Genomic DNA, 22,498 nt, shown 5'->3' on the forward strand with positions numbered 1-22,498 from the left:
AAAAGCTATCGTAGATACTGCGCGCCTACCGACCAAAGAGTGACATGCACTTCGAAACTGAACTGGCACAGCACCGCACCTACTTGTTGCGCTTTGCGCGTCTGCAGCTACGCAATGACGCCTGGGCCGAGGATGCCGTGTCCGAGACGCTGCTGGCCGCTTTAAGCAAGCCGCAGTCGTTTGGCAACAAGTCACAGCTCAAGACCTGGCTGGTCGGCATCCTCAAGCACAAAGTGCTGGACATGTTTCGCAGCAATGCCCGCGAGGTGTGTCTGGACAGTGAGAGCGAAGAAGGCGGTGCGGAAGAGCTGGAGAACCTGTTGTTCAAGGCCGACGGCCATTTCGCCCAGACGCCCGCAGACTGGGGCAACCCCGAGCAGGACCTGCATTCGCGCCAATTCTTCCTGGTGCTGGAGGCGTGCACCGACAAATTACCGCCTGTGTTGGGCCGCGTGTTCCTGATGCGCGAGTGGCTGGAGCTGTCCAGCGAAGAAATTTGTAAGGATCTCGGCCTTACGCCGACCAATCTCTACGTCCAGTTGCACCGCGCCCGCATACGGCTACGCGAATGTCTGGAGCTCAACTGGTTTGGTACATCAAAGGAGGCCACGTGATCCCGCTACGGCGCACCTGCAAGCAAGTTGCAGCCATTCTGATCGCCCGTGAGGACCGCGCCATCACGCTGCCTGACAGTGTGGCTTTGCGCCTGCATCTGATGGCGTGCAAAGCCTGCCCACGCTTTGAGCGCCAGTTGCTCACCATGCGCAATGCCATGCGGCAATGGCGCCACTATGCGGAAGACGTGGAAACTGACGCCTAGGCGACAGAAATCGCCCCCCTGCATGGGCTCGCCTACAACAGCCGCACAAGTATTTTTGTGCTTATGGGCCAGATGTAGCATAATCAATTGGTTCAGCCGCTCCAACGGCTGCACAGGTTTGCGGTGAATGGTCAGTTTCGCGTCTGCTTTAGTCTTCAATGGTTTGTTGATTGCGGTTATCGGACTCCATCGCGTTTTGCGTTTTTTTGAGGAGTCCTTTCATGGGCAACAAACTTTACGTGGGCAACCTGCCCTACTCTTTCCGCGATGAAGACATGCAACAGGCTTTCAGCCAGTTCGGCTCCATCTCCAGCGCCAAGGTCATGATGGAACGTGACACCGGCCGCTCCAAGGGTTTCGGCTTTGTCGAAATGGGCAACGATGCTGAAGCACAAGCTGCTATCAAGGGCATGAACGGTCAGTCCATGGGCGGCCGTAACCTGGTTGTCAACGAAGCCCGTCCGATGGAGGCACGTCCTCCCCGCACCGGCGGCGGTGGCGGCTACGGTGGTGGCAATGGCGGCGGCTACGGCGGCGGCAATGGTGGTGGTTACGGCGGTGGCCGCAACAGCTACTAAATCTTGCCAATAGGAGGTTTTTCCTCCTTTTGCAAATTTGAAAAAGGGCCCTCTGGGCCCTTTTTTAATGTGCGCATATTTTCGTGCTTACAGCCATCGTATTTTTTAGTTGAAATCTTTTGATCTAGTCGCATAATGCAAAAGTGTGGGTATAAAAATCCACACAAGTTTGCGGTGTCGGTCAGTTTCGCGTCCTTGCTTTCGGTTGATTGCGTTTTCGGAACTCCATCGCTTTATTAATGTGTTTTTGAGGAGTCCCTTGATGGGCAACAAACTGTACGTCGGCAACCTGCCTTACTCAGTGCGCGACAACGATCTGGAGCAATCTTTCAGCCAGTTTGGCAGTGTCACCAGCGCCAAAGTGATGATGGAGCGTGATACGGGCCGGTCGAAGGGTTTTGGTTTTGTGGAAATGGGCAGCGATGCCGAAGCACAAGCCGCTATCAATGGAATGAATGGCCAGCCTCTCGGCGGCCGCAGCTGCGTCGTGAATGAAGCACGACCCATGGAAGCCCGTCCTCCCCGTAGCGGTGGCGGCGGTGGTGGTTATGGCGGCGGCGGTGGTGGTGGTTACGGCGGTGGCCGTGGCGGTGAAGGCGGCGGCGGTTACGGCGGCGGCGGTGGCCGTAGCGGTGGCGGCGGTTACGGCGGCGGTGGCGGCCGTGGTGGCGAGGGCGGTGGTTATGGCGGCGGCGGTGGTCGCAGCGGTGGCGGTGGCGACGGTGGTTTCCGTAGCCCTTACGGTTCCGGCCCCCGCAGTGGTGGCGGTGGCAATGGCGGCGGTGGCCGCGGCGGTTACTGATACTCCGACTGCACTTTGCAGAATTGAAAAAGGCTCCGTAGGAGCCTTTTTTGTTGCCTATTGAAAGCGCATTAGGGATTTTCTGGCGGCGTTGTCTGCCTGGGTTTGCGTGCGCGGCCTACCAATAATTTGTCAAATATCGCGTTTGGCAGCAGGCGCAGTACTTTGGCGATGACACCCATCTGCCAGGGAATAACGCGGTAGCTATTGCCAGTCTGGATGGTCTGGAAGGCCTTTTCCGCAAAGTCTTGAGCTTGCATGAGGAAGGGCATTCCATAGCCGTTTTTCTGGGTCAGTGGTGTATCCACATAGCCGGGGCAAATGGTGACAACTTTGACCCCGGTCCCGCGTAACTCACCGCGCAGACTTTCGCAATAGCTGATGACGCCGGCATTGCTGGCGCAGTAGGCGCCGTGGCCAGGCAGACCACGGATGCCAGCCACACTGCCTATGCCAACCAGGGCTCCGCTGCCACGCTGTTGCATGGCGTGGATAAAAGGGTGAAAGGTCGCTGCCGTGCCGACGTTTTTGGTGGCAAAGGTTTGCGCCATGATGGCCAGGTCTTCGTACACCGCCGTGTCCACGCCGATGCTGGCGCCCGCGCAGGCAACTACGACGTCTGGCACGCCTTGCAGGGCGATGCAGGCCTTGCCGGCAGCCACGATGCTGTCAATTACAGAAACGTCTGCACTATATATTTGATAGCTGCTTGCGCTTATTCCATGTGCGCTAGCCCATGACTCGACGACTGAAGTCCGACGGGCAACAAGGGCCAGGCGGTAGCCGGCCTGGAAGTAGCGTAGCGCCAGCGCCTGGCCAATGCCGCTGGACGCTCCGGTAATGAATGCCAGTGGAGACGAGGACATCGGTTTACTTATGAGATGGCGCGGGAGCGGGAACCAATAGGCCTCGCACGCGTCCCTGGAGTTGCATTACGCGGTCTAGATTGTCGTAATCCATGGAGTCGGCGGTAAAGGTGTCTGTGCCACGGGTGATGACTACCGGCATGTTGGAGCGGACGCGTTCTGTATTCAAATAGGCGTGCAGAAAGTCGCTGCGTAGTTCCAGACGCGGCTGCACCATGCTGCCACTCTTGTTTGTTACTGCGTCGCGGACCACGATGGCGTTGTCAAACAGTTGTACCTCCGAGCCGTCGCTATTGCTCAGGCCACGGTCGCCGCTGGCGGTGGTAATCAGGCCGTCCGGGTTGACTGAGCGGATACGCACTTTGGTGATTTCGATGGTGTCGGTGTCCGGAAAGTGGCGGGCTTCCGCACCCATGACTTCGCTTTTCAAGCGCCCGGTGGAATCGAAGGTTTTGACCGAAAATTTCCGCATGAAGTAATCGGGTTCGTGGGTGGCTGCAACCGGTGCCGCTGCTGGCGCGAAGATGGGTGTATTGCGCACCAGCCAATAGGTGCCCAGTGCCAAAACACCCATCAGCAAAACGGGCAGGTAAATGGAAACCTGTTCCCAGGCGGCACGCAGCAAGGACTTCACGCTGTGTACTCTTCCAGCAGGCGTGCATAGTGGCCGCTTGCCACCAGTAGCAGATCGCAAAATTCACGGGCCGCGCCCTGGCCGCCAGAGCGTTGGGTGGTGTACTGCGCAGCTGCCAGCACTTCGGCTTGGGCATTTGCCGGGGCGCAGGCGATGGCGCTGCGGCGCATGACGGGCAGGTCGGGCCAGTCGTCGCCCATAGCCGCAGCCTGTGACCAGTCCAGGCCGAGCGCCGCCAGTGTTTGTTCAGCCGCCGGGCGCTTGTCCTCGGTGCCGAAATGTACGTGGGTGATGCCTAGCGCCTGCAGCCGTTTGCGCAGCGGCAAGGAGTCACGCCCGGTGATGACGGCGGGGATGATGCCGGCTTTTTGCAATAGCTTCAGGCCGTGGCCATCCAAAGTATTGAAGCGCTTGAGGGTTTCGCCGGTCTCTGAAAAATACAGGCCACCGTCGGTTAAGACGCCATCCACATCGAAGAAGGCGACGCGGACGTTCTGGGCGCGCAACAGTAGCTCTGGCGCGAATGCGATGGCAACGGCGGCCATTAGATAACTTTAGCCCGCATCAGGTCACCAATATGTACTACGCCGACCAGCGTGCCGTCTGCATTGACGACCAGCACGCAGGTGATACGGTGCTGCTCCATCAGTTCGGCGGCCTCTACGGCAAGTGCATCGGGCCGAATGCTGCGAGGGTGGTGATGCATCACGTCTTGGGCACGCATGGCGCGCAGGTCTACACCGTTTTCAATCAGGCGCCGCAAATCTCCGTCGGTGAATACACCCAGCACTTGCTGCTGCGCGTCCACCACCGCAGTGATGCCGCCTTTGGCGCTCATCTCACGCATCATGTCGCTGAAAGCGGTGTCTGGTGTGACGCGGGGCACCTCATCGCCGGAGCGCATCACATCGCTAACATGGGTGAGCAGTTTGCGGCCCAAGGCGCCACCCGGGTGGGAGCGGGCGAAGTCTTCGGCCTTGAAGCCACGCGCATCCAGCAGGGCAACGGCCAGCGCGTCACCCAGGGCCAGCTGGGCGGTGGTACTGGCGGTGGGCGCCAGGTTCAGGGGGCAGGCTTCTTTGTCCACGCCGCCGTTCAATATCTCGGTGGCATGCTGGGCCAGTGTGGATTGCAGATTGCCGGTAATGGCGATCAGGGGCACGCCCTGGCGCTTGAGCACCGGCAGCAATACGGTGATCTCCGCGCTTTCGCCGCTGTTGGAAATGGCCAGGACGATGTCCATTGCGCGGATCATGCCCAGGTCGCCGTGGCTGGCTTCGGCCGGGTGCACGAATAGTGCGGGGGTGCCGGTGGAGGCGAGTGTGGCGGCAATTTTTCGGCCCACATGGCCGCTTTTACCCATGCCCATGACCACCACACGGCCGCGCAATGCGAGGATCATCTGCACCGACCGGGCGAAGGAGTCCGTGAGGCGGCGCTTCAGGTCCGTGACCGCTGCGGCTTCGATATCCAGAGTGTCAAAAGCCTTGCGTAAGGCGCGTGCGGAATCGAAGGAAGCAGTGGTCTGCGGTGCGGATGTCATGCCGTCGATTCTATCGGCGTGCATGCTGCCGTTCTTTTCGGGGGAATGCGCATTTCCCTTGTTAGCATGGTGGCATGACCGCACTGGAATTGACGCTGATGTACTTGCTGGCCGCCGTGCTGGGGGTGGTGACGTTCCGCTCGCTGAAGTTGCCGCCTATGCTGGGTTATCTGGTGGTGGGCGTGGTCATCGGCCCGAATGCGCTGGCGCTGGCGCAGAACTCTGAGGGGATCAAACACCTGGGTGAGTTCGGCGTGGTGTTTTTGATGTTTGTCATCGGGTTGGAATTCAACCTGCCCAAGCTGCGTGCCATGCGTGGCCACGTGTTTGGCTTGGGCTTGTTCCAGGTCGCGGGCACGATGCTGATCGCCACGTTTGCTTCACTGATGTTTGCCACCATGGCGCCCACGCTATGGCACATGGAGTGGCGTACTGCCTTGGCGCTTGCGGGGGCGCTGGCGATGAGCAGCACAGCCATTGTGGTGAAGCTGATGGCGGAGCGGCTGGAGCTGGAGTCGGAGCATGGCAAGCGGGTGATGGGTGTGCTGCTGTTCCAGGATTTGGCCGTGGTGCCCTTGCTGGTGTTGATACCCGCCTTGGGCGCCTCGCCTGAAGAGCTGCTGATGTCACTCGCGCTGGCGTCCATCAAGGCGGCGGCGTTGATCACCGTTCTGTTAGTGGGCGGACAGAAGGTGATGCGTTGGTGGCTGACCATTGTGGCGCGGCGGCGCAGCGAAGAGCTGTTTGTGTTGAACCTCTTGCTGATCACCCTGGGCCTGGCCTGGTTGACCGAGCTGGCGGGCCTGAGCCTGGCCCTGGGGGCTTTTATTGCCGGCATGCTCATTTCCGAAACCGAATACAAGCACCAAGTGGAGACTGACATACGGCCGTTTCACGATGTGCTGCTGGGCTTGTTTTTCATCACCATCGGCATGCTGCTGGACTGGCGCCTGGTGCTGGAGCACTGGCCTCTGGTGTTGTTGCTGGTGACCTTGCCGGTGCTGTTCAAGCTGGCTCTGGTTGCGGCGCTGTCCAAGTCGCTGGGGGGCACGGCGGGCGTCTCCTTGCGTACCGGCCTGTACCTGGCCCAGGCGGGTGAGTTCGGGTTTGTGTTGCTGACCTTGGCCCAAGAAAACAAACTGGTGCCGGCCTCGCTGTTGAATCCGATTCTGGCCAGTATGGTGCTGTCCATGTTGGCAACGCCGTTCATCATCATGTACAGCAACCGCATCGTGATGAAACTGGTGAGCAGTGAGTGGTTGCAGCAGTCGTTGCAGATGACGACTATTGCCCGCAAGTCCATTAATGCCAACAAGCACGTGATCATTTGCGGCTACGGGCGTTGCGGGCAGAACCTTGCGCGCATGTTGGAGCGCGAGAGCATTCCCTACATGGCACTGGACCTGGACCCAGACCGGGTGCGCAAGGCTGCCGCGGCCGGCGACTCGGTGGTGTTCGGCGATGCGGCGCGCCTGCAGGCCTTGATGGCTGCCGGCTTGGCCCGGGCCAGCGCGGTGGTCATCACCTACCTGGATGTGCCGGGTGCCATGAAGGTGCTGGCCAACACCCATACCCACGCGCCCCAGGTGCCGGTGATTGTGCGTACCCAGGACGACCACGATCTGGAAAAACTACGCAATGCTGGCGCCACTGAAGTGGTGCCCGAGGCTATCGAGGGTTCGTTGATGTTGGCCAGCCATGCTCTTGCCTTGGTCGGCGTGCCAATGCGCCGGGTGATACGTGTGGTACAGGACCAGCGTGACGCGCGCTACAACCTTCTGCGCGGCTACTTCCACGGGGCGGACGACGACGGCGTGGACGAGTTGCGCCACGAACGGTTGACGACCGTGACCCTGACCATCGCCGCCAAGTGCCTTGGTAAGCCGTTGGGTCGTCTGGCTCTGCACGCGATGGGTGTGCGGGTGGTCAGTCTGCGACGGCACAGCGGCAAAACCGAGTCACCCGGAGACGATGTGCTGCTGGAAGACGGCGATACCCTGGTCTTGTCTGGCAAGGCGGAAACCCTGGCGTTAGCGGAAGAGAAGTTCCAAAAGGGTTAAGCCGTAAGGCGGCGCAGCCGCGCAAGGCACAATAGCGGCCCTCCCCATTTTTGGTTGATTTCCCATGACAAGCTTTAGCGTCAACGCATACCTCAAGGCCCATATGCGCACGGTGCCCGATTGGCCTGCGCCGGGCGTGCAGTTCCGGGACATCACTCCCTTGCTGCAAAACCCCCGGGTGTTCCGCGTGATGATCGATGCGTTCGTGCACCGCTACATGGACCCGGCCCTGCGCCCGGACGTAGTAGCCGGGCTGGACGCGCGCGGCTTCATTCTGGGTGCGGTAGTGGCTTACGAGCTGAATATCGGCTTTGTACCCATCCGTAAAAAGGGCAAGCTGCCATTCACCACGGTGGAAGAAACCTATGAATTGGAATACGGCAGCGCCACAGTTGAGCTGCACACCGATGCCGTGAAGGCCGGCGACCGCGTGCTGTTGATCGACGACCTTATCGCCACCGGCGGCACCATGATGGCCGGAAAGAAGCTGCTGGAGAAGCTTGGCGCCACCGTGGTCGAAGGCGCGGCCATTGTGGATCTACCCGAACTGGGCGGTTCTACCAAGCTGCGGGAAAGCGGGCTTCCACTGTTCACTTTGGTGGATTTCGCCGGGCACTGAAAGTCTGCCCAGAACCCGGCTTATTTGCCGATACAGAACTGCGAAAAGATCACGCCCAGCAGGTCGTCGGCGCTGAAGGCTCCGGTGATTTCGTTCAGCGCGTTCTGCGCCAGGCGCAGCTCCTCGGCCAGCAAGTCCAGCGACTGGGCCTGGCTGGCCAGATGCGCCACCGCCATCTCGATGTGTTCGTCCACACGCTGCAAGGCGTGCACATGGCGCGCCCGGGCGATGAAAACCCCTTCGGGCGAGGTTTGCCATCCCGCCACTTCCAATAGCTTGCGGCGCAGTGGGTCCAGCCCGGTGCCGATCTTGGCGGACAGGGTCAGGGCCTCTGCAGCGGTTGCGGTAGCTGCATCCGATTTGTTCCAGACATCGATGACCGGTACGCGGGACGGCAGCTTTTGCGCCAGTTCGGCGCCTATCGCGGCGTCCGCCTGCTGGTAGTCCGCCAATTGGGCGCGGGTCAGGTCGTGCAGAAACAGCACCGCATCGGCTGCCGCGATTTCAGCCCAGGCGCGTTCAATGCCTATGGTTTCGATGGCGTCATCGCTGCTGCGCAGGCCGGCGGTGTCGATGACGTGGATGGGCACGCCCTCGATCTGGATGGTCTGCGCCACCTTGTCGCGGGTGGTGCCGGCGATCGGGGTGACGATGGCCAGCTCGGCCCCTGCCAGCGCGTTCAGCAGCGACGACTTGCCCGCGTTGGGTTGGCCGGCAATCACCACCTTGATGCCCTCGCGCAGCAGCGCCCCCTGGCGTGTGCGCTGCATCACCGCGGCCAGGCGTTGCTGCAGTTTTGATAGCTGCCCGTGCGCGTCCGCCTTGCGCAGGAAGTCGATTTCTTCCTCAGGAAAATCTAGCGTGGCCTCGACCAACATACGCAGGTGCACCAGACCATCACGCAGACTATGGATCTCCTGCGAGAACTCGCCGGACAGCGAACGGGTGGCGCTGCGCGCGGCGGCCTCGGTGCTGGCGTCGATCAGGTCGGCAATTGCCTCGGCCTGCGCCAGGTCTATCTTGTCGTTCAAGAAGGCCCGCTGCGTGAACTCGCCCGGCTGGGCCAGGCGCATGCCCATGGCGGCACCCGCCTCCAGGCAGCGCGCCAGCAAGAGCTGCAGCACCACCGGTCCGCCGTGGGCCTGCAGCTCCAGCACGTCTTCGCCGGTATAGGAGTGCGGTGCCGGGAAGTGGATGGCCAGGCCCTGGTCTATGGCCTGACCAGCCGCGTCGCGGAACGGCAGATAAGTGGCTTCGCGGGCTTTCAGCGCTCGGCCACACAAGGCCTCGATGATGGGTGCGATCTGCTTGCCGCTGACCCGCACAATGCCCACGGCACCACGTCCTGGTGCGGTGGCGATGGCGGCGATGGGATAGTCGTTATGGGCGGGCATGGAGTAGCAGCTTATAGAAAAAAGGCCGTTCAACCCGGAGGTTGAAGCGGCCTTTGGATGTCAACCAGGCAGTGTTGCTGCCCGTACCGCCCTTAGAACTTGGGCAGGTGGAACTTGGGTGGCACACCCATGCGGGTATTGATGATCCATTGCTGGGCAATGGACAAGGCGTTGTTGGTAATCCAGTACATCACCAGGCCGGCCGGGAAGAAGAAGAACATCACCGAGAAGGCCAACGGCATGAACCACATCATCTTGGCCTGCAGCGGATCCGGCGGTGCGGGGTTCAGCGAGGTTTGCAGCATGGTCGTCAAAGCCATGACGATGGGCAGGATGTAGTAAGGATCAGGTGAGGACAGGTCGTGGATCCACAGCGCCCAGGGGGCATTGCGCATCTCTACGCTGGACAGCAGCACGTTGTACAGCGCGATGAACACCGGGATCTGGATCATGATGGGGAAGCAGCCGCCCATGGGGTTGATCTTTTCCTCACGGTAGATCTTCATCATGGCCTGTTGCATTTCCTGCGGCTTGTCCTTCAGGCGCTCACGCATTTCGGTGATACGCGGGTTGATAGCCTTCATCTTGGCCATGCTGGCGTAAGCCTTGGCATTCAGCCAGTAGAAGGCGATCTTCAGCAGCAGCACCAGTGCCACGATGGACCAGCCCCAGTTCTGGATCACGTTGTGCAGTTGGTCCAGCAGCCAGTACAAAGGCTGGGCCAGGATGGTCAAGCGGCCATAGTCTTTCACGCGCTCCAGGCCGGGCGAGAGTTTTTCCAGTACTTTTTCGAGTTCAGGGCCTACAAACATGCGGGCTTCCACTGTCTTGCTGGCGCCCGGTGCGATATCGTTCATCGGTGTGATCATGCCCACCGCATACAGGTTGGTGTCCACCTTGCGCATGAACAGGTCGCGCTGGATGCCGTCACCCAGCAGCCAGGCACTGGCAAAGTAGTGCTGCACCATGGCAACGTAGCCGTTGCTGGATTGCTTTTCGATATCGACCTTGTTGTTTTCGATGTCTTTGAAGTCCACCTTTTCGTACTTCTTGGCTTCGGTATAGACCGCCGGGCCGGTGAAGGTCGAGTAGAAAGAGGATTCGCCTGCAGGCTTATTGCCATCGCGCACCAGTTGCAGGTACAGCTGAGGCGACACAGCGGTGGTGCCGGTGTTGACGACTTCGTGCTTTACGTCCATCACGTAGGAGCCACGGGTGAGGGTGAAGGTCTTCACCAGTTTCACACCGCCCACATCAGGCGATTCGAAGCGCAGCACCAGGTTTTGCGCGCCGTCTTTCAGACTGCGATCGCCAGGTACCAATGTCATGACCGTTTTGTGGCTGGGCAGCGTGGCGCCTGCGGCAGAGCCAGCGCCGGCGATCAGACCGGTTTGGGCAACATAGACGCGTTCTTTGCTATCGTCGAGCAAGACGAAGTTCTTCGACTTGTCGGTCATATCCACCTGGTTCAGCAACTCGGAGCGGACCAAGCTGCCACCTTCGGTGTCGAAGGTCAGCTTGAGTACATCGGTCACCACTTCCACGCGCTCCTTGGCTGCCGCCGGAGCACCGGCGGTCACGGGGAGCTGGCCTGCCACAGCTACCGGTCCGGCTGCAACTGGCGCTGGGACGCTGGACGCGCCAGACACTGGTGCGGTAGCTACCGGAGCAACCTTGGATGCAGGCGTCGGAAAAAAGGTGGCTTTATGGCCGTTATAGACCTGCCACTGGTCCCACAGCAAGACCATGGAGAAACCAAAAATCACCCATAGGATGGTCCGGCGAATATCGTTCATGTAAAGGACTACTTATGTGAGGAAGAGGAAAGCAGATGGGCGAATAGCGCAGGACGTTTTTGCGGAACGGGGTCCAAACCGCCGTCACACCAAGGGTGGCAACGTGCCAGACGCCGTAATGTCAGATAAGTTCCTGCGGATGCGCCGTGCTGTTCCAGGGCCTGCAATGCATACACAGAACAGGTAGGTTCAAAACGGCAGGCCGATCCCAGCCAGGGACTAAGCAGCAACCGGTAGCCGCGTACCAGCGTTATCAAGGCGGTACGCATCATGGCGTAGCACCGGCGACGGCCCGGTCAAAGAGCTGCTCCAGCTCGGTCCGCACAGCGTGCTTGAGCTGGTCGGACGTTGCGCTGATGAAAACCTTGCGATCAAAGCCACTGCGCAAGCGCACCACATGGGCAGCATGCGGAAAGCGCGGCTCAAAAGCTTGGATCACTTGGTAAATCTGGCGCTTGATGGTGTTGCGGGTCACGGCCCGCTTGGCCCAGCGTTTGGGCACCATGGCACCCAGCCAAACGCCGTCCACAGCAAAAAGGGCCTGCGGTCGTAAAGACTCGGGCCCTAATGGAGGTGTCGTTGGTGTGCTGGCCATGGAAGTTGGCACTGGACGCGCATCTAGTGCTGCACGGTGCAGCGCGAAATGGGCTGTCCGTGCAACCGTTTTTCCTGCCAATACAGCCTGGAACTGCGCCCGCGTTTTGAGTCGCTGCACGTCAGGTGTTGGGCCGAAGTAGAAAAATCGGGAGCGGTAGTGCGCGCCAACCGGGGCGCAGGCTTAGACAGCCAGGCGCTTGCGGCCCTTGGCGCGACGTGCGTTGATGACGGCACGGCCACCGCGGGTTTTCATACGGACCATGAAACCATGGGTACGGGCACGCTTGATTTTCGATGGTTGATAAGTGCGTTTCATGATGACTTCCTAGAAGAGTTCGGTACAGCAACTCCCCCAAGGTAAACCCGAGGTACATCGCTAAAAAAAGAGGGCTTAACGCCCTTGGTGGCCCCTGAAGCACAACCCACGCTGGACTTTTGCAAGCACTACCGGGGACTGCACTGGTCCGCCTTCTCGGGTTTTTGCGTGCAGCCGCAAAAAAGAACCTAAGGCAAATTTGGCCAGGGAAACCCGGCATTATGGCAAATAATCGGCCGTCTGGCAATACACTTCTGCATCGAAGGCGGCGGGGCGGGATGCCTGTCTCTTATCGGCGAAATTGTGGATAAGGGATGGATAAATTACAATGGTCGGTTCGCCGATCCCTAATTTATCCACAGAAGTAGAAACAGAATAATGACCGAGGGAACCCATGCCCATGCTGGCGCAGGAAGTAGTGCCGGGCACAGTCTCTGGCAGGCCTGCGTAGAACAGCTGGCACAGGAACTGCCAGAGCAGCAGTTCAATACCTGGATCAAGCCCTTGGTGGCGCAGGTTACCGATGACTTCTCTAAAGTGACCTTGTTTGTCGCGAATCGCTTCAAGCTTGACTGGATCCGTGCGCAGTACGTGGGCCGTATCAGTGCCTTATTGGAAAAGCTGTATGGCCAGATTATTCCGCTCGAGTTAGCGCTTACTCCTCGTGAGGCGCAGGTGCGCACGTCCATCGCTGCCTTGGTGCCCCAAGGGGTTGGGGCGGTTCCCGAGCCGGTCGTGGTGGTCGGAGAAGACCCCGCGCAGGCGCAATTCAAGAACCGACTGAACACCGCTCTGACCTTCGACACCCTGGTGGAAGGTACGGCCAACCGCATGGCGCGGGCTGCGGCCATGCATGTTTCCGGTACGCCCGGCCAGCTCTACAACCCGTTGTTTATCTACGGTGGCGTGGGTCTGGGCAAGACCCATTTGATGCACGCCGTGGGCAACCGCTTGCTGGCTGACCGGCCGGATGCCAAAGTTCTCTACATCCATGCGGAGCAATTTGTTTCGGATGTGGTTAAAGCCTACCAGCGCAAGACTTTTGACGAATTTAAAGAGCGTTACCACTCGCTGGACCTGTTGCTGATTGACGACGTGCAGTTCTTCGCCAACAAGGACCGCACGCAAGAAGAGTTCTTCAACGCGTTCGAAGCCCTGCTGACCAAGAAGTCGCACATCGTGATGACCAGCGACACTTATCCCAAGGGTCTGGCCGACATCCATGAGCGCTTGGTGTCGCGTTTCGACTCGGGCCTGACGGTGGCCATCGAGCCGCCCGAGCTGGAGATGCGCGTCGCGATTCTGATCAACAAGTCGCGTGCCGAGGGCACCGAAATGCCCGAGGAAGTCGCCTTTTTCGTCGCCAAGAACGTGCGTTCCAACGTGCGCGAGCTCGAAGGCGCGCTGCGCAAATGCCTGGCCTATTCGCGTTTCAACCAGAAGGAAATGTCGATCCAGCTGGCCCGCGAAGCCTTGCGTGACTTGCTGTCCATCCAGAATCGGCAGATTTCGGTAGAAAACATCCAGAAGACGGTGGCCGATTACTACAAGATCAAAGTCGCCGACATGTACAGCAAGAAGCGCCCGGCCTCCATTGCGCGGCCGCGCCAGATCGCGATGTACCTGGCCAAGGAGCTGACGCAAAAGAGCCTGCCCGAGATCGGCGAGCTGTTCGGCGGGCGCGACCACACCACGGTGCTGCACGCGGTGCGCAAGATTGGCGGCGAACGCCAGCAACTGACCGAGTTGAACCAGCAATTGCACGTGCTGGAGCAAACATTAAAGGGTTAGAACTTACGCAGCGTCCCCTATGCTGCCCTCTGGGCGCACAAGGGACTTGCGTAAGTCCTGAAGGCTAGCCAAAAGTGCAGGTAAAAACAGGGAAAATCACGCTTTGCTCGAAATCGACGCGCGGGTTTCTCGCCAAGCTTATTTATAAACACACGGGGTTGACATGATCGTTTTGAAGGCAACACAAAGCAAAGTGCTCGCGGTTCTGCAGTCGGTGGCCGGCATTGTTGAACGGCGCCACACGTTGCCGATTCTGGCCAACGTGATGCTGCGCAAAACCGGCGGCACTGTGCAGCTGACCACCAGCGACCTGGAAATCCAGATCCGCACCAATGCCGAGCTGGATGGCGACGCCGGCGACTTCAGCACCACCGTGGGGGCCCGCAAGCTGATCGACATCCTGCGCACCATGCCCGCCGACCAGACCGTTAGCCTGGAATCCAGCCAGAACAAGCTGATCCTCAAAGGTGGCAAGAGCAAGTTCACCTTGCAGACCCTGCCCTCTGAAGACTTCCCGCTGGTGCAGGAAGCTGCCAGCTTCGGCCCGGTGTTCAGCGTGCCCCAAAAGGTGCTGAAGGCGCTGCTGAGCCAGGTGTCCTTCGCGATGGCCGTGCATGACATCCGCTACTACCTCAACGGCATCTTGTTCGTCGCCGAAGGCAACCAACTCAGCCTGGTGTCCACTGACGGCCACCGCCTGGCATTTGCCTCGGCCGCGCTGGACGTCGAAGTGCCCAAGCAAGAAGTCATCTTGCCGCGCAAGACCGTGCTGGAGATGCAGCGCCTGTTGAGCGATGCCGAAGGCGCTATCGAGATGCAGTTCGCCAGCAACCAGGCCAAGTTCAGTTTTGACGGCATGGAGTTCGTCACCAAGCTGGTCGAGGGCAAGTTCCCCGACTACAACCGCGTGATTCCGAAGAACCACCAGAACCACATCACCCTGGGCCGCCAGGCCTTCCTGTCCAGCCTGCAGCGCACCGCCATTCTGACCAGCGACAAGTTCAAGGGCGTACGCCTGAACGTCGAACCCGGCAGCCTGCGTGTGGCCTCGAACAATGCCGAACAAGAAGAAGCCGTGGACGAGCTGGACATCGACTACGGTGGTGACACCATCGAAATCGGCTTCAACGTGACCTACCTGATCGATGCCTTGGCCAATATGGCGCAAGACATGGTGACGATCTCGCTCAGCGACGGCAACAGCTCTGCGCTGCTGACCATCCCCGAGAACGAGACCTTCAAATACGTGGTCATGCCGATGCGGATTTAACTGCTATATAAAAAGTAGCTACTCCCGCACTATCCATCTGCGCCAGAGGCAGATTTACCTTATAAATATTGCGGCATCTGGGGGAGCATTCCTCCCGACACGCACAGTACGCCATGACCGAAGAAAACAAGCCCGTCCCCGCTGCTACCGATGCTATGGATGCCGTGAATACCGGCGACAGCACGGCTTCTAGCTCCAACTTCCAGCCAACGATCGACACCAACCAGGCCGGCGCCACCGAAGCCTACGGCGAAGGTTCGATCCAGATCCTGGAAGGCCTGGAAGCGGTGCGCAAGCGCCCGGGCATGTACATCGGCGATACGTCTGACGGCACCGGCCTGCACCATCTGGTGTTCGAGGTGGTGGACAACTCCATCGACGAATCACTGGCGGGCCATTGCGACGACATTTTGGTCACCATCCACTCTGACAACTCGATCAGCGTGGTCGATAACGGCCGGGGCATTCCGACCGGCATCAAGATGGACGACAAGCACGAGCCCAAACGCTCGGCCGCTGAAATCGCCCTGACCGAGCTGCACGCCGGCGGCAAGTTCAACCAGAACAGCTACAAAGTGTCTGGCGGCCTGCACGGCGTGGGCGTGAGCTGCGTGAACGCGCTGTCCAAGATGCTGCGCCTGACCATCCGCCGCGACGGCAAGATCCATGTGATGGAGTTCAGCAAAGGCTTTGTGCAAAACCGCCTGCTGGACACCGTGGACGGCGTTGAAGTCTCGCCCATGCAAGTCATCGGCGACACCGAGAAGCGCGGCACCGAGGTGCACTTCCTGCCCGACACCGAGATCTTTAAAGAGAACAACGATTTCCACTACGAAATCCTGAGCAAGCGCCTGCGCGAACTCAGCTTCCTGAACAACGGCGTGAAGATCCGCCTGAAGGACGAGCGCAGCGGCAAGGAAGACGACTTCTCCGGCGCCGGTGGCGTGCAAGGCTTCGTCAACTTCATCAACAAGGGCAAGTCGGTGTTGAACCCCAACATCTTCCACGCCATGGGCGACCGCCAAAGCGACCAGGGCACCAACATCGGCGTGGAAGTGGCGATGCAGTGGAACAGCGGCTACAACGAGCAAGTGCTGTGCTTCACCAACAACATCCCGCAGCGCGACGGCGGCACCCATTTGACCGGTCTGCGCGCGGCCATGACCCGCATCATCAACAAGTACATTGACGACACCGAGGTCGCTAAAAAAGCCAAGGTCGAAGTCACCGGCGACGACATGCGCGAAGGTCTGTGCTGCGTGCTCAGCGTGAAAGTGCCCGAGCCCAAATTCAGCAGCCAGACCAAGGACAAGCTGGTCTCCAGCGAAGTGCGCGGCCCGGTGGAAGACATCGTCAGCAAGCTGCTGTACGACTACCTGCAAGAACGCCCGGCCGATGCCAAGATCATCGTAGGCAAGATCATCGAAGCCGCCCGTGCCCGCGAAGCCGCCCGCAAGGCCCGAGACATGACGCGCCGCAAGGGCGTGCTGGACGGCATGGGCCTGCCTGGCAAGCTGGCCGACTGCCAGGAAAAAGACCCCGCTGGCTGCGAAATCTACATCGTCGAGGGTGACTCCGCCGGCGGCTCCGCCAAGCAAGGCCGCGACCGTAAGTTCCAGGCCATCCTGCCCCTGCGCGGCAAGATATTGAACGTGGAAAAAGCCCGCTACGAAAAGCTGCTGACCAGCAACGAAATTCTGACGCTGATCACCGCCCTGGGCACCGGCATCGGCAAGGCCGGCGGCACCACCGGCAACGACGACTTCAACGTCGCCAAGCTGCGCTACCACCGCATCATCATCATGACCGACGCCGACGTTGACGGCGCCCACATCCGCACCCTGCTGCTGACATTCTTCTACCGCCAAATGCCCGAGCTGGTCGAACGTGGCCACATCTACATTGCCCAGCCGCCGCTGTACAAGGTCAAGGCCGGTAAGGAAGAGCTGTACCTGAAGGACGCCAGCGCGCTGGATGGCTTCCTGCTGCGCATCGCCCTGGTCAACGCCTCGGTCTACACCGGTGGCGAGAGTGGCAGCACCCTGACCGGTGACGCCCTGGCCGAGCTGGCGCGCAAACACCAGGTCGCTGAAGCCGTCATCGCCCGTCTGCAAGCCTTCATGGACGCAGAGGCCCTGCGCGCTATTGCCGACGGCGTGGCCCTGAACCTGGACACCGTGGCCGATGCAGAAGTCTCTGCTGCTGCGCTGCAAAAGCGCCTGCTGGAGCTGGGCAGCGGCGCCGAAGTGGCCGGCGAATTCGATGTGCGCACCGACAAGCCCATCCTGCGCATCAGCCGCCGCCACCACGGCAACATCAAGAGCAGCGTGCTCACCCAGGACTTCGTGCACGGCGCCGACTACGCCGCCCTGGCCGAAGCCGCCAACACCTTCCGCGGCCTGCTGTCCGAAGGTGCCAAAGTGCAGCGCGGCGAAGGCGAACGCCAGAAGGAAGAAAAAGTTGGCGACTTCCGTCAGGCCATGGCCTGGCTCATTTCTGAGGCCGAACGTACCACCAGCCGCCAGCGCTACAAAGGCTTGGGCGAAATGAACCCCGAGCAGCTGTGGGAAACCACCATGGACCCCACCGTACGCCGGCTGCTGCGCGTACAAATCGACGACGCCATCGAAGCCGACCGTGTGTTCACCATGCTTATGGGCGACGAAGTCGAGCCGCGGCGGGAATTCATTGAGACCAATGCGCTGCGGGCGGGGAATATTGACGTCTAAGAGCTGTTGCAGCTAGACCCATAAGCTGAGAATTTGAGAGCCATATGTTGAGAAACTTATGGCTCTCCTACTTTGGATCAAGAACTTTCAATGCTCGGCTTTCAACTCCGTAGCGCTGAATTTCAGAGGTACAACGGTAACCCTGCTAGCCCCCGATAAGCCGGATTAGCCACCCATTGCACCGTCTCTGCGCCCAGGCGCAAGCCTGGGAAGCGCTGCAGCACCAGCCGGAAAGTAATTTCCGCCTCCACCCGCGTCAGCATGGCGCCTATGCAGACGTGCGGGCCGGAGCCGAAGGAGACGGAGCCGCCGTCGCGCCCCGTCACGTCTAGCCGGTCAGGCGCGGCATGCCGCGCCGGGTCGCGGTTGGCGGCGCCTATCAGGGGGACGACCAGGTCGCCACGGCGCAGCTGCTGGCCGTGTAGCTCCATGTCGGCGGCGACGCGGCGGCCTGTGTATTGCACGGGGCTGTCGAAGCGGAGCAGCTCGCGCACGGCGCCGGGTAACAAGCTGGGGTTCTGTTGCAGCTGTTGCCATTGGTCGGGGTGGCTGAGCAAGGCGTGCAAGCCGTTGCCCAGCAGGTTGCGCGTGGTTTCATGCCCGGCGAACAGCAGCATGGCGCACTGGGCCAGCAGCTCGGCGTGGCTGTGGATGTCGCCTGCATCTTCAGCCTGCAGCAGGCGGCTGACCAGATCGTCGCCCGGGCTCTGGCGGCGCTGGGCCACCAGGGTTTCAAAATAACGCCCCATGGCCAGCAGGCTGGCCTGGGCGCGGCGGGCCTGGGCGTGGGTGGCCAGCGGGGCGCCGATGAAGACGGCCAGGTCGTCGGACCAGGTGACGAAGTCGGCATTGGCCGCATCGTCTATGCCCATCATCTTGGCGATGACGCGTACCGGCAGCGGGCGGGCCACGGCCTGCATGAAATCGAAGCTGGGTTGGTCTGCGACCGCGTCCAGCAATTCGACCACGGTCTGTTCAATATGCGGCACCAGGGCTTGGATGGCCTCGGGCTTGAAGCCGGCGTTCAGCACCTTGCGGATGCGGGTGTGGTCGGGCGCATCCAGGAACAACATGGCCCGGGCGAACAGCTGCTGGAAGCCGGCCAGCTCGCCTTTCTCTTGCTCGCGGTCGGTGACCCAGCCGCCGGTGCGCTGGGCGGAGAAGCGCGGGTCGCGCAGCACCTGCTCCACATCGGCGTGGCGGGTCAGCAGCCAGGCGCCGCCGAAGAACTCGGTGCTCCAGTGCAGGGGGGCGGCCTCACGCAGGGCCTGGTAGGCCGGGTAGGGGTTGGCGTAGAAGGCTGCGTCCACAAAGGGCGCGCAGGGCTCCCGAGTCGTCACCAAACTCATAGGGCGAACACGGAGCGCAGGGCTTCGGCGTCCAGGTACATGGCCACGGCGGCCGGGCTGGGTTCGGCAAGGCGCGGCACCAGGCCCAGGCAGGGCGCCTGGTAGCGGCGCATGAATTCGTGGCGCAGCGTGTCCAGGTTGCCCGATATGTGTTCCATGCCGGGGTCCAGCGTGTTGGCGACCCAGCCGGCTAACGTGAGGCCGCGCGCGCGGATGGCCTCGGCCGTCAGCAGCGCGTGGTTGATGCAGCCCAGCCGCAGGCCCACCACCAGCACCACGGGCAGATGTAGAGCCTGGGCCAGGTCGGCGGTATCGAAGTCCGGCCCCAGGGGTACGCAGAAGCCGCCCACGCCCTCCACCACCAGTACGTCGGCGCGCTCGGCCAGGGTCTGGGCATGGTCTACCAGGGTTTGCGAATCGATGGTGTGCCCTTCCAGCGCAGCGGCGATTTGCGGCGCGCAGGCGGCGCGGAACTGCAGCGGGCCCACCTCGGCATGGCTGAGCAGCAGCGAGCTGGCGTCGCGCAGGGCGCGCACGTCTTCGTTCACGCCCCGGCCGTCTACACCGGCGGCCACGGGCTTCAGGCCGGCGCTGCGCCAGCCCTGCTGGGTGCACCAGTGCAGCAGGGCCGCGCTGATGCTGGTTTTGCCGATTTCGGTGTCGGTGCCAGTGACAAAGCAGCCGCGCATGGAGTGGCCCTGGCGGTCGCGCAGGAATACGGGCTCAGTGGCGGCCTCGGGTGCGGGAATAGATTCAGTCAGAGGTTCTGTCATACAAGTCTTTGGCAGCCAGCGCCAGGCCGTCCAGCAGGCGCTGTACGTCGGCGGCGCTATGGGCGGCACTGAGGGTGATGCGCAGGCGGGCGGTGCCTACAGGCACGGTGGGTGGGCGGATGGCTGGCACCCACAGGCCCTGTGCGTCCAGCGCAGCGGACAAGGCCATGGTGGCAGCGTTGTCGCCCACCACCAGGGGTTGGATGGCGGTGGCCGAATCGGCCAGCTGCCAGCCGGCGGCCGGGTAGGCCGCAATCAATACCGCCAGGCCCGTGCGCAATTGGGCCACGCGCTGCTGCAGCTGGGCGCGGCGCTGCTCGCCTTCTGCGCCAGCGATCAAGGCCAGGCTGGCGCTGACGGCGTGCGCAATGGCGGGCGGCGCGGCGGTGGTGTAGATGTACGGGCGGGCGGTCTGCACCAGCCACTCGACGATGGTGGGGTGGGCGGCCACGAAAGCGCCGCCAGCGCCCACCGCCTTGCCCAGCGTGCCCATGTAGATCAGGCGCTCGCTGCGCAAACCGAAGTGGGCCAGGCTGCCCCTGCCCTGCGCGCCGAGCACTCCAAAGCCATGCGCATCGTCCACCACCAGCCAGGCGTCATATTGCTCGGCCAGGGCCAGCATGGCGGGCAGGTCAGCCAGGTCGCCGTCCATGCTGAATACGGCATCGGTCACGATGAGCTTGATGGGTGTGTCGCAGGCGGCCAGCTGGCGCTCTAGCACCGTCAGGTTGCGGTGGGCGTAGCGCTGGAATGGGGCTTTGGACAGCAGCGCGCCATCCACCAGCGAGGCATGGTTCAGCTTGTCTGCAAAAATCGTAGCACTCTGCGCAGATAGCGCCTGCACCAGAGCCACATTTGCCATGTAGCCGGTGCAAAAGTACAAGGCCTGCGCCTGGGGAATATGGGGCGCCAGCCAGTTGGCCAGCTCAGCTTCCAGCTGGGCGTGCGCGCGGGAATGGCCGCTGACCAGGTGCGAAGCCCCGCTGCCCGCGCCATAGCGGCGGGCGCCTTCGGCCAGGGCGTCGATCAGCACCGGGTGCTGGGCCAGGCCCAGGTAGTCGTTGCTGGCAAAGGCCAGCATGTCGCGGGCCGGCTGGCTTTCCACGCCCAAGCCCGCAGCGACGCGTTGCTGCGGCGCGCAGGGCGTCTCGGCGGTGCGGCGCGTGCGCGTCAGGCTTTGTGCCGTACGGTCACGCAGTTGGCGGTTCAGGTGGTCTAGCAGCATCTTCAGGTGTTTGGTTCAGCACATCGTCCAGCGTGGCCAGGACTTGCCGGGCCAGCCAGGGCGACAGCGTGTCGTCCAGCAAATACGGCGGCAGCAAATAGACGGTGCGGCCTATGGGGCGTATCAGCAGCTCGCGGGCGCGGCCGGCCAAGTGGAAGCGCTCGGGAAAGCGTGCGCCCACCAACGGCTCTTTCACGTCAAAGGCCCAAATCATGCCGACATGGCGGAAGTTCTCCACACGCGGGTCGGCCTGCAGGGGCGCCAGCGCAGCGCTCAGGCCTGCGGCCTGCTGGCGGTTGCGGGCCAGCACGTCGTCATGCTCGAAGCGGTCCAGCACGGCCAGCGCGGCGCGGCAGGCCAGGGCGTTGCCGGTGTAGGAATGCGAGTGCAGAAAGCCGCGCGCCACGTCGTCGTCCAGAAAGGCCTGGTACACGCTGTCGCGCGACAGCACCAGCGACAGGGGCAGATAGCCACCGCTGATGCCTTTGGACAGGCACAGCAGATCGGGCCAGATGCCGGCGTGTTCACAGGCGAAGAAGCTGCCGGTGCGGCCGCAGCCGACGGCGATCTCATCTGCAATCAGCAGCACCTGGTGCTGGTCGCACAGCGCACGTGCCGCCTGCAGATAGGCCGGGTGGTACATGGCCATGCCGGCGGCGCCCTGCACCAGCGGCTCCAGTATCAGCGCGGCGATGTGGCCGCTGCGCGCTTCCAGCAAGGCCTGCAGCTCGGCGGCGGCGCGGCGGGCCACGTCGGCAGCGGATTCGCCGGGCAAGGCTTGGCGGGCGTCGGGCGACATCACCTGGTGCGACTGCATCAGCAACGGGTCGTAGGCGTCGCGGAAGATTTGCACGTCGGTCACGGCCAGCGCGCCCAGGGTTTCGCCATGGTAGCCCTGGCGCAGGCAGACGAATTCGCGTTTGTCGGTGAGCCCCCGGTTGCGCCAGTGGTGGAAGGCCATCTTCAAAGCGATTTCCACGGCAGACGCGCCATCGCTGGCGAAGAAGCAGTGGCCCAGCACGCCGCCAGTGAGCGCGGACAGACGCTCGGCCAGCTCCACCGCCGGGGCGTGGGTGCAGCCGGCCAGCATCACGTGCGGCAAGCGGTCCAGCTGGTCTTTCAGGGCGGCGTTGATGCGCGCATCGGCATGGCCAAACAGATTGACCCACCAGGAACTGACGGCGTCAAAGTAGCGCTTGCCGTCTTCGTCATACAGCCACACGCCCTGGCCGTGGCTGATGGCCAGCGGCGGCACCTGGGCCGCACGCTGCATCTGGGTACAGGGGTGCCAAATATGTGCCAGGCTGCGCGCTGCAAGAGTAGCCATAAGGGGCGG

22 protein-coding genes are annotated in these 22,498 nt (G+C 61.7%); 9 read left to right on the top strand and 13 right to left on the bottom strand.

The window, feature by feature from the left end; translation table 11 throughout:
* Positions 1–44 precede the first annotated feature (44 nt).
* The 4 genes from AC4BBN_RS10120 to rbp (AC4BBN_RS10135) all read left to right on the top strand — a co-directional run bounded on the left by AC4BBN_RS10120 (position 45) and on the right by rbp (AC4BBN_RS10135) (position 2,200).
* Positions 45–614 (top strand): sigma-70 family RNA polymerase sigma factor, encoded by a 570-nt coding sequence (locus AC4BBN_RS10120; RefSeq protein WP_490591858.1) that lies wholly within the window; start codon positions 45–47, stop codon positions 612–614.
* A complete protein-coding gene (locus AC4BBN_RS10125) occupies positions 611–820 on the top strand; it encodes an anti-sigma factor family protein (RefSeq protein WP_490591859.1) in 210 nt (69 codons plus the stop codon). The genes AC4BBN_RS10120 and AC4BBN_RS10125 overlap by 4 nt, the downstream gene beginning before the upstream one ends.
* Before the next feature lie 221 nt (positions 821–1,041).
* Positions 1,042–1,398 carry an RNA-binding regulator gene (gene rbp / locus AC4BBN_RS10130; RefSeq protein ID WP_490591860.1) on the top strand — a complete coding sequence of 119 codons (357 nt, stop codon included), beginning with the start codon at positions 1,042–1,044 and terminating at the stop codon, positions 1,396–1,398.
* Positions 1,399–1,660: 262 nt separating this feature from the next.
* Entirely contained in the window at positions 1,661–2,200 is a 540-nt protein-coding gene (gene rbp / locus AC4BBN_RS10135) for an RNA-binding regulator (RefSeq protein WP_490591861.1), read from the top strand.
* Positions 2,201–2,271: 71 nt separating this feature from the next.
* Here rbp (AC4BBN_RS10135) and AC4BBN_RS10140 read toward each other — a convergent pair whose 3' ends face one another.
* From AC4BBN_RS10140 to AC4BBN_RS10155, 4 genes are read right to left on the bottom strand one after another with little or no spacing between them, the layout of a single operon-like run.
* Complete coding sequence (locus AC4BBN_RS10140; RefSeq protein WP_490591862.1) at positions 2,272–3,066, bottom strand: SDR family oxidoreductase; 795 nt, start codon at positions 3,064–3,066, stop codon at positions 2,272–2,274.
* Between the two features lie 4 nt (positions 3,067–3,070).
* Positions 3,071–3,700, bottom strand: a complete 630-nt coding sequence (lptC, locus tag AC4BBN_RS10145) for an LPS export ABC transporter periplasmic protein LptC (protein ID WP_490591863.1) — start codon at positions 3,698–3,700, stop codon at positions 3,071–3,073.
* A complete protein-coding gene (locus AC4BBN_RS10150) occupies positions 3,697–4,245 on the bottom strand; it encodes a KdsC family phosphatase (RefSeq protein WP_490591864.1) in 549 nt (182 codons plus the stop codon). Before AC4BBN_RS10150 ends, lptC begins: the two co-directional genes overlap by 4 nt.
* The gene (locus AC4BBN_RS10155; protein WP_490592852.1) at positions 4,245–5,243 is read right to left on the bottom strand and encodes a KpsF/GutQ family sugar-phosphate isomerase; all 999 of its coding nucleotides are present in this window, start codon (positions 5,241–5,243) and stop codon (positions 4,245–4,247) included. The genes AC4BBN_RS10150 and AC4BBN_RS10155 overlap by 1 nt, the downstream gene beginning before the upstream one ends.
* A 74-nt stretch (positions 5,244–5,317) precedes the next feature.
* Here AC4BBN_RS10155 and AC4BBN_RS10160 point away from each other — a divergent pair, with 74 nt between their 5' ends.
* Both AC4BBN_RS10160 and AC4BBN_RS10165 read left to right on the top strand, forming a co-directional pair.
* On the top strand, positions 5,318–7,303 hold the full coding sequence (locus tag AC4BBN_RS10160; protein ID WP_490591865.1) for a monovalent cation:proton antiporter family protein: 1,986 nt from the start codon (positions 5,318–5,320) through the stop codon (positions 7,301–7,303).
* 64 nt (positions 7,304–7,367) lie between these two features.
* On the top strand, positions 7,368–7,922 hold the full coding sequence (locus AC4BBN_RS10165) for an adenine phosphoribosyltransferase (protein WP_490591866.1): 555 nt from the start codon (positions 7,368–7,370) through the stop codon (positions 7,920–7,922).
* A 20-nt stretch (positions 7,923–7,942) separates the two neighbouring features.
* Here AC4BBN_RS10165 and mnmE read toward each other — a convergent pair whose 3' ends face one another.
* The 5 genes from mnmE to rpmH form a co-directional block, all read right to left on the bottom strand.
* The gene (mnmE, locus tag AC4BBN_RS10170; RefSeq protein WP_490591867.1) at positions 7,943–9,316 is read right to left on the bottom strand and encodes a tRNA uridine-5-carboxymethylaminomethyl(34) synthesis GTPase MnmE; all 1,374 of its coding nucleotides are present in this window, start codon (positions 9,314–9,316) and stop codon (positions 7,943–7,945) included.
* A gap of 92 nt (positions 9,317–9,408) precedes the next feature.
* The gene (gene yidC, locus AC4BBN_RS10175) at positions 9,409–11,112 is read right to left on the bottom strand and encodes a membrane protein insertase YidC (protein WP_490591868.1); all 1,704 of its coding nucleotides are present in this window, start codon (positions 11,110–11,112) and stop codon (positions 9,409–9,411) included.
* 8 nt (positions 11,113–11,120) lie between these two features.
* Positions 11,121–11,384 carry a membrane protein insertion efficiency factor YidD gene (yidD, locus tag AC4BBN_RS10180; protein WP_490591869.1) on the bottom strand — a complete coding sequence of 88 codons (264 nt, stop codon included), beginning with the start codon at positions 11,382–11,384 and terminating at the stop codon, positions 11,121–11,123.
* Positions 11,381–11,827 (bottom strand): ribonuclease P protein component, encoded by a 447-nt coding sequence (locus AC4BBN_RS10185; protein WP_490591870.1) that lies wholly within the window; start codon positions 11,825–11,827, stop codon positions 11,381–11,383. Before AC4BBN_RS10185 ends, yidD begins: the two co-directional genes overlap by 4 nt.
* A 63-nt stretch (positions 11,828–11,890) precedes the next feature.
* A complete protein-coding gene (rpmH, locus tag AC4BBN_RS10190; RefSeq protein WP_092757190.1) occupies positions 11,891–12,025 on the bottom strand; it encodes a 50S ribosomal protein L34 in 135 nt (44 codons plus the stop codon).
* A 378-nt stretch (positions 12,026–12,403) separates the two neighbouring features.
* Here rpmH and dnaA point away from each other — a divergent pair, with 378 nt between their 5' ends.
* From dnaA to gyrB, 3 genes are all read left to right on the top strand, one after another.
* Positions 12,404–13,816 carry a chromosomal replication initiator protein DnaA gene (gene dnaA, locus AC4BBN_RS10195; protein WP_490591871.1) on the top strand — a complete coding sequence of 471 codons (1,413 nt, stop codon included), beginning with the start codon at positions 12,404–12,406 and terminating at the stop codon, positions 13,814–13,816.
* 163 nt (positions 13,817–13,979) lie between these two features.
* Positions 13,980–15,086, top strand: coding sequence for a DNA polymerase III subunit beta (dnaN, locus tag AC4BBN_RS10200; RefSeq protein ID WP_490591872.1), 1,107 nt, complete (start codon positions 13,980–13,982; stop codon positions 15,084–15,086).
* A gap of 113 nt (positions 15,087–15,199) precedes the next feature.
* Positions 15,200–17,815: a DNA topoisomerase (ATP-hydrolyzing) subunit B gene (gene gyrB, locus AC4BBN_RS10205; RefSeq protein ID WP_490591873.1), complete on the top strand. Its 2,616-nt coding sequence runs from the start codon at positions 15,200–15,202 to the stop codon at positions 17,813–17,815.
* Between the two features lie 122 nt (positions 17,816–17,937).
* On the opposite strand, the gene AC4BBN_RS10210 is transcribed toward gyrB, so the two are convergent.
* From AC4BBN_RS10210 to bioA, 4 genes are all read right to left on the bottom strand, one after another.
* Positions 17,938–19,164, bottom strand: coding sequence for a cytochrome P450 (locus AC4BBN_RS10210; protein WP_490591874.1), 1,227 nt, complete (start codon positions 19,162–19,164; stop codon positions 17,938–17,940).
* Complete coding sequence (gene bioD / locus AC4BBN_RS10215; RefSeq protein WP_490592853.1) at positions 19,161–19,853, bottom strand: dethiobiotin synthase; 693 nt, start codon at positions 19,851–19,853, stop codon at positions 19,161–19,163. The genes AC4BBN_RS10210 and bioD overlap by 4 nt, the downstream gene beginning before the upstream one ends.
* A gap of 64 nt (positions 19,854–19,917) precedes the next feature.
* Positions 19,918–21,162 (bottom strand): 8-amino-7-oxononanoate synthase, encoded by a 1,245-nt coding sequence (gene bioF / locus AC4BBN_RS10220; protein ID WP_490591875.1) that lies wholly within the window; start codon positions 21,160–21,162, stop codon positions 19,918–19,920.
* Positions 21,128–22,489 (bottom strand): adenosylmethionine--8-amino-7-oxononanoate transaminase, encoded by a 1,362-nt coding sequence (gene bioA, locus AC4BBN_RS10225; RefSeq protein ID WP_490591876.1) that lies wholly within the window; start codon positions 22,487–22,489, stop codon positions 21,128–21,130. The genes bioF and bioA overlap by 35 nt, the downstream gene beginning before the upstream one ends.
* Between the last annotated feature and the right edge of the window lie 9 nt (positions 22,490–22,498).

This window comes from Rhodoferax sp. SPJ21 (assembly GCF_058216335.1).

What these genes read in the sequence shown, in the direction of transcription:
- AC4BBN_RS10120 (WP_490591858.1), top strand. Translation starts at nt 45, where the DNA reads ATGCACTTCGAAACTGAACTGGCACAGCACCGCACCTACTTGTTGCGC.
- rbp (WP_490591860.1), top strand. Translation starts at nt 1,042, where the DNA reads ATGGGCAACAAACTTTACGTGGGCAACCTGCCCTACTCTTTCCGCGAT.
- rbp (WP_490591861.1), top strand. Translation starts at nt 1,661, where the DNA reads ATGGGCAACAAACTGTACGTCGGCAACCTGCCTTACTCAGTGCGCGAC.
- AC4BBN_RS10140 (WP_490591862.1), bottom strand. Translation starts at nt 3,066, where the DNA reads ATGTCCTCGTCTCCACTGGCATTCATTACCGGAGCGTCCAGCGGCATT.
- AC4BBN_RS10150 (WP_490591864.1), bottom strand. Translation starts at nt 4,245, where the DNA reads ATGGCCGCCGTTGCCATCGCATTCGCGCCAGAGCTACTGTTGCGCGCC.
- AC4BBN_RS10155 (WP_490592852.1), bottom strand. Translation starts at nt 5,243, where the DNA reads ATGACATCCGCACCGCAGACCACTGCTTCCTTCGATTCCGCACGCGCC.
- AC4BBN_RS10160 (WP_490591865.1), top strand. Translation starts at nt 5,318, where the DNA reads ATGACCGCACTGGAATTGACGCTGATGTACTTGCTGGCCGCCGTGCTG.
- AC4BBN_RS10165 (WP_490591866.1), top strand. Translation starts at nt 7,368, where the DNA reads ATGACAAGCTTTAGCGTCAACGCATACCTCAAGGCCCATATGCGCACG.
- mnmE (WP_490591867.1), bottom strand. Translation starts at nt 9,316, where the DNA reads ATGCCCGCCCATAACGACTATCCCATCGCCGCCATCGCCACCGCACCA.
- yidC (WP_490591868.1), bottom strand. Translation starts at nt 11,112, where the DNA reads ATGAACGATATTCGCCGGACCATCCTATGGGTGATTTTTGGTTTCTCC.
- yidD (WP_490591869.1), bottom strand. Translation starts at nt 11,384, where the DNA reads ATGATGCGTACCGCCTTGATAACGCTGGTACGCGGCTACCGGTTGCTG.
- rpmH (WP_092757190.1), bottom strand. Translation starts at nt 12,025, where the DNA reads ATGAAACGCACTTATCAACCATCGAAAATCAAGCGTGCCCGTACCCAT.
- dnaA (WP_490591871.1), top strand. Translation starts at nt 12,404, where the DNA reads ATGACCGAGGGAACCCATGCCCATGCTGGCGCAGGAAGTAGTGCCGGG.
- dnaN (WP_490591872.1), top strand. Translation starts at nt 13,980, where the DNA reads ATGATCGTTTTGAAGGCAACACAAAGCAAAGTGCTCGCGGTTCTGCAG.
- gyrB (WP_490591873.1), top strand. Translation starts at nt 15,200, where the DNA reads ATGACCGAAGAAAACAAGCCCGTCCCCGCTGCTACCGATGCTATGGAT.
- AC4BBN_RS10210 (WP_490591874.1), bottom strand. Translation starts at nt 19,164, where the DNA reads ATGAGTTTGGTGACGACTCGGGAGCCCTGCGCGCCCTTTGTGGACGCA.
- bioD (WP_490592853.1), bottom strand. Translation starts at nt 19,853, where the DNA reads ATGCGCGGCTGCTTTGTCACTGGCACCGACACCGAAATCGGCAAAACC.
- bioF (WP_490591875.1), bottom strand. Translation starts at nt 21,162, where the DNA reads ATGCTGCTAGACCACCTGAACCGCCAACTGCGTGACCGTACGGCACAA.
- bioA (WP_490591876.1), bottom strand. Translation starts at nt 22,489, where the DNA reads ATGGCTACTCTTGCAGCGCGCAGCCTGGCACATATTTGGCACCCCTGT.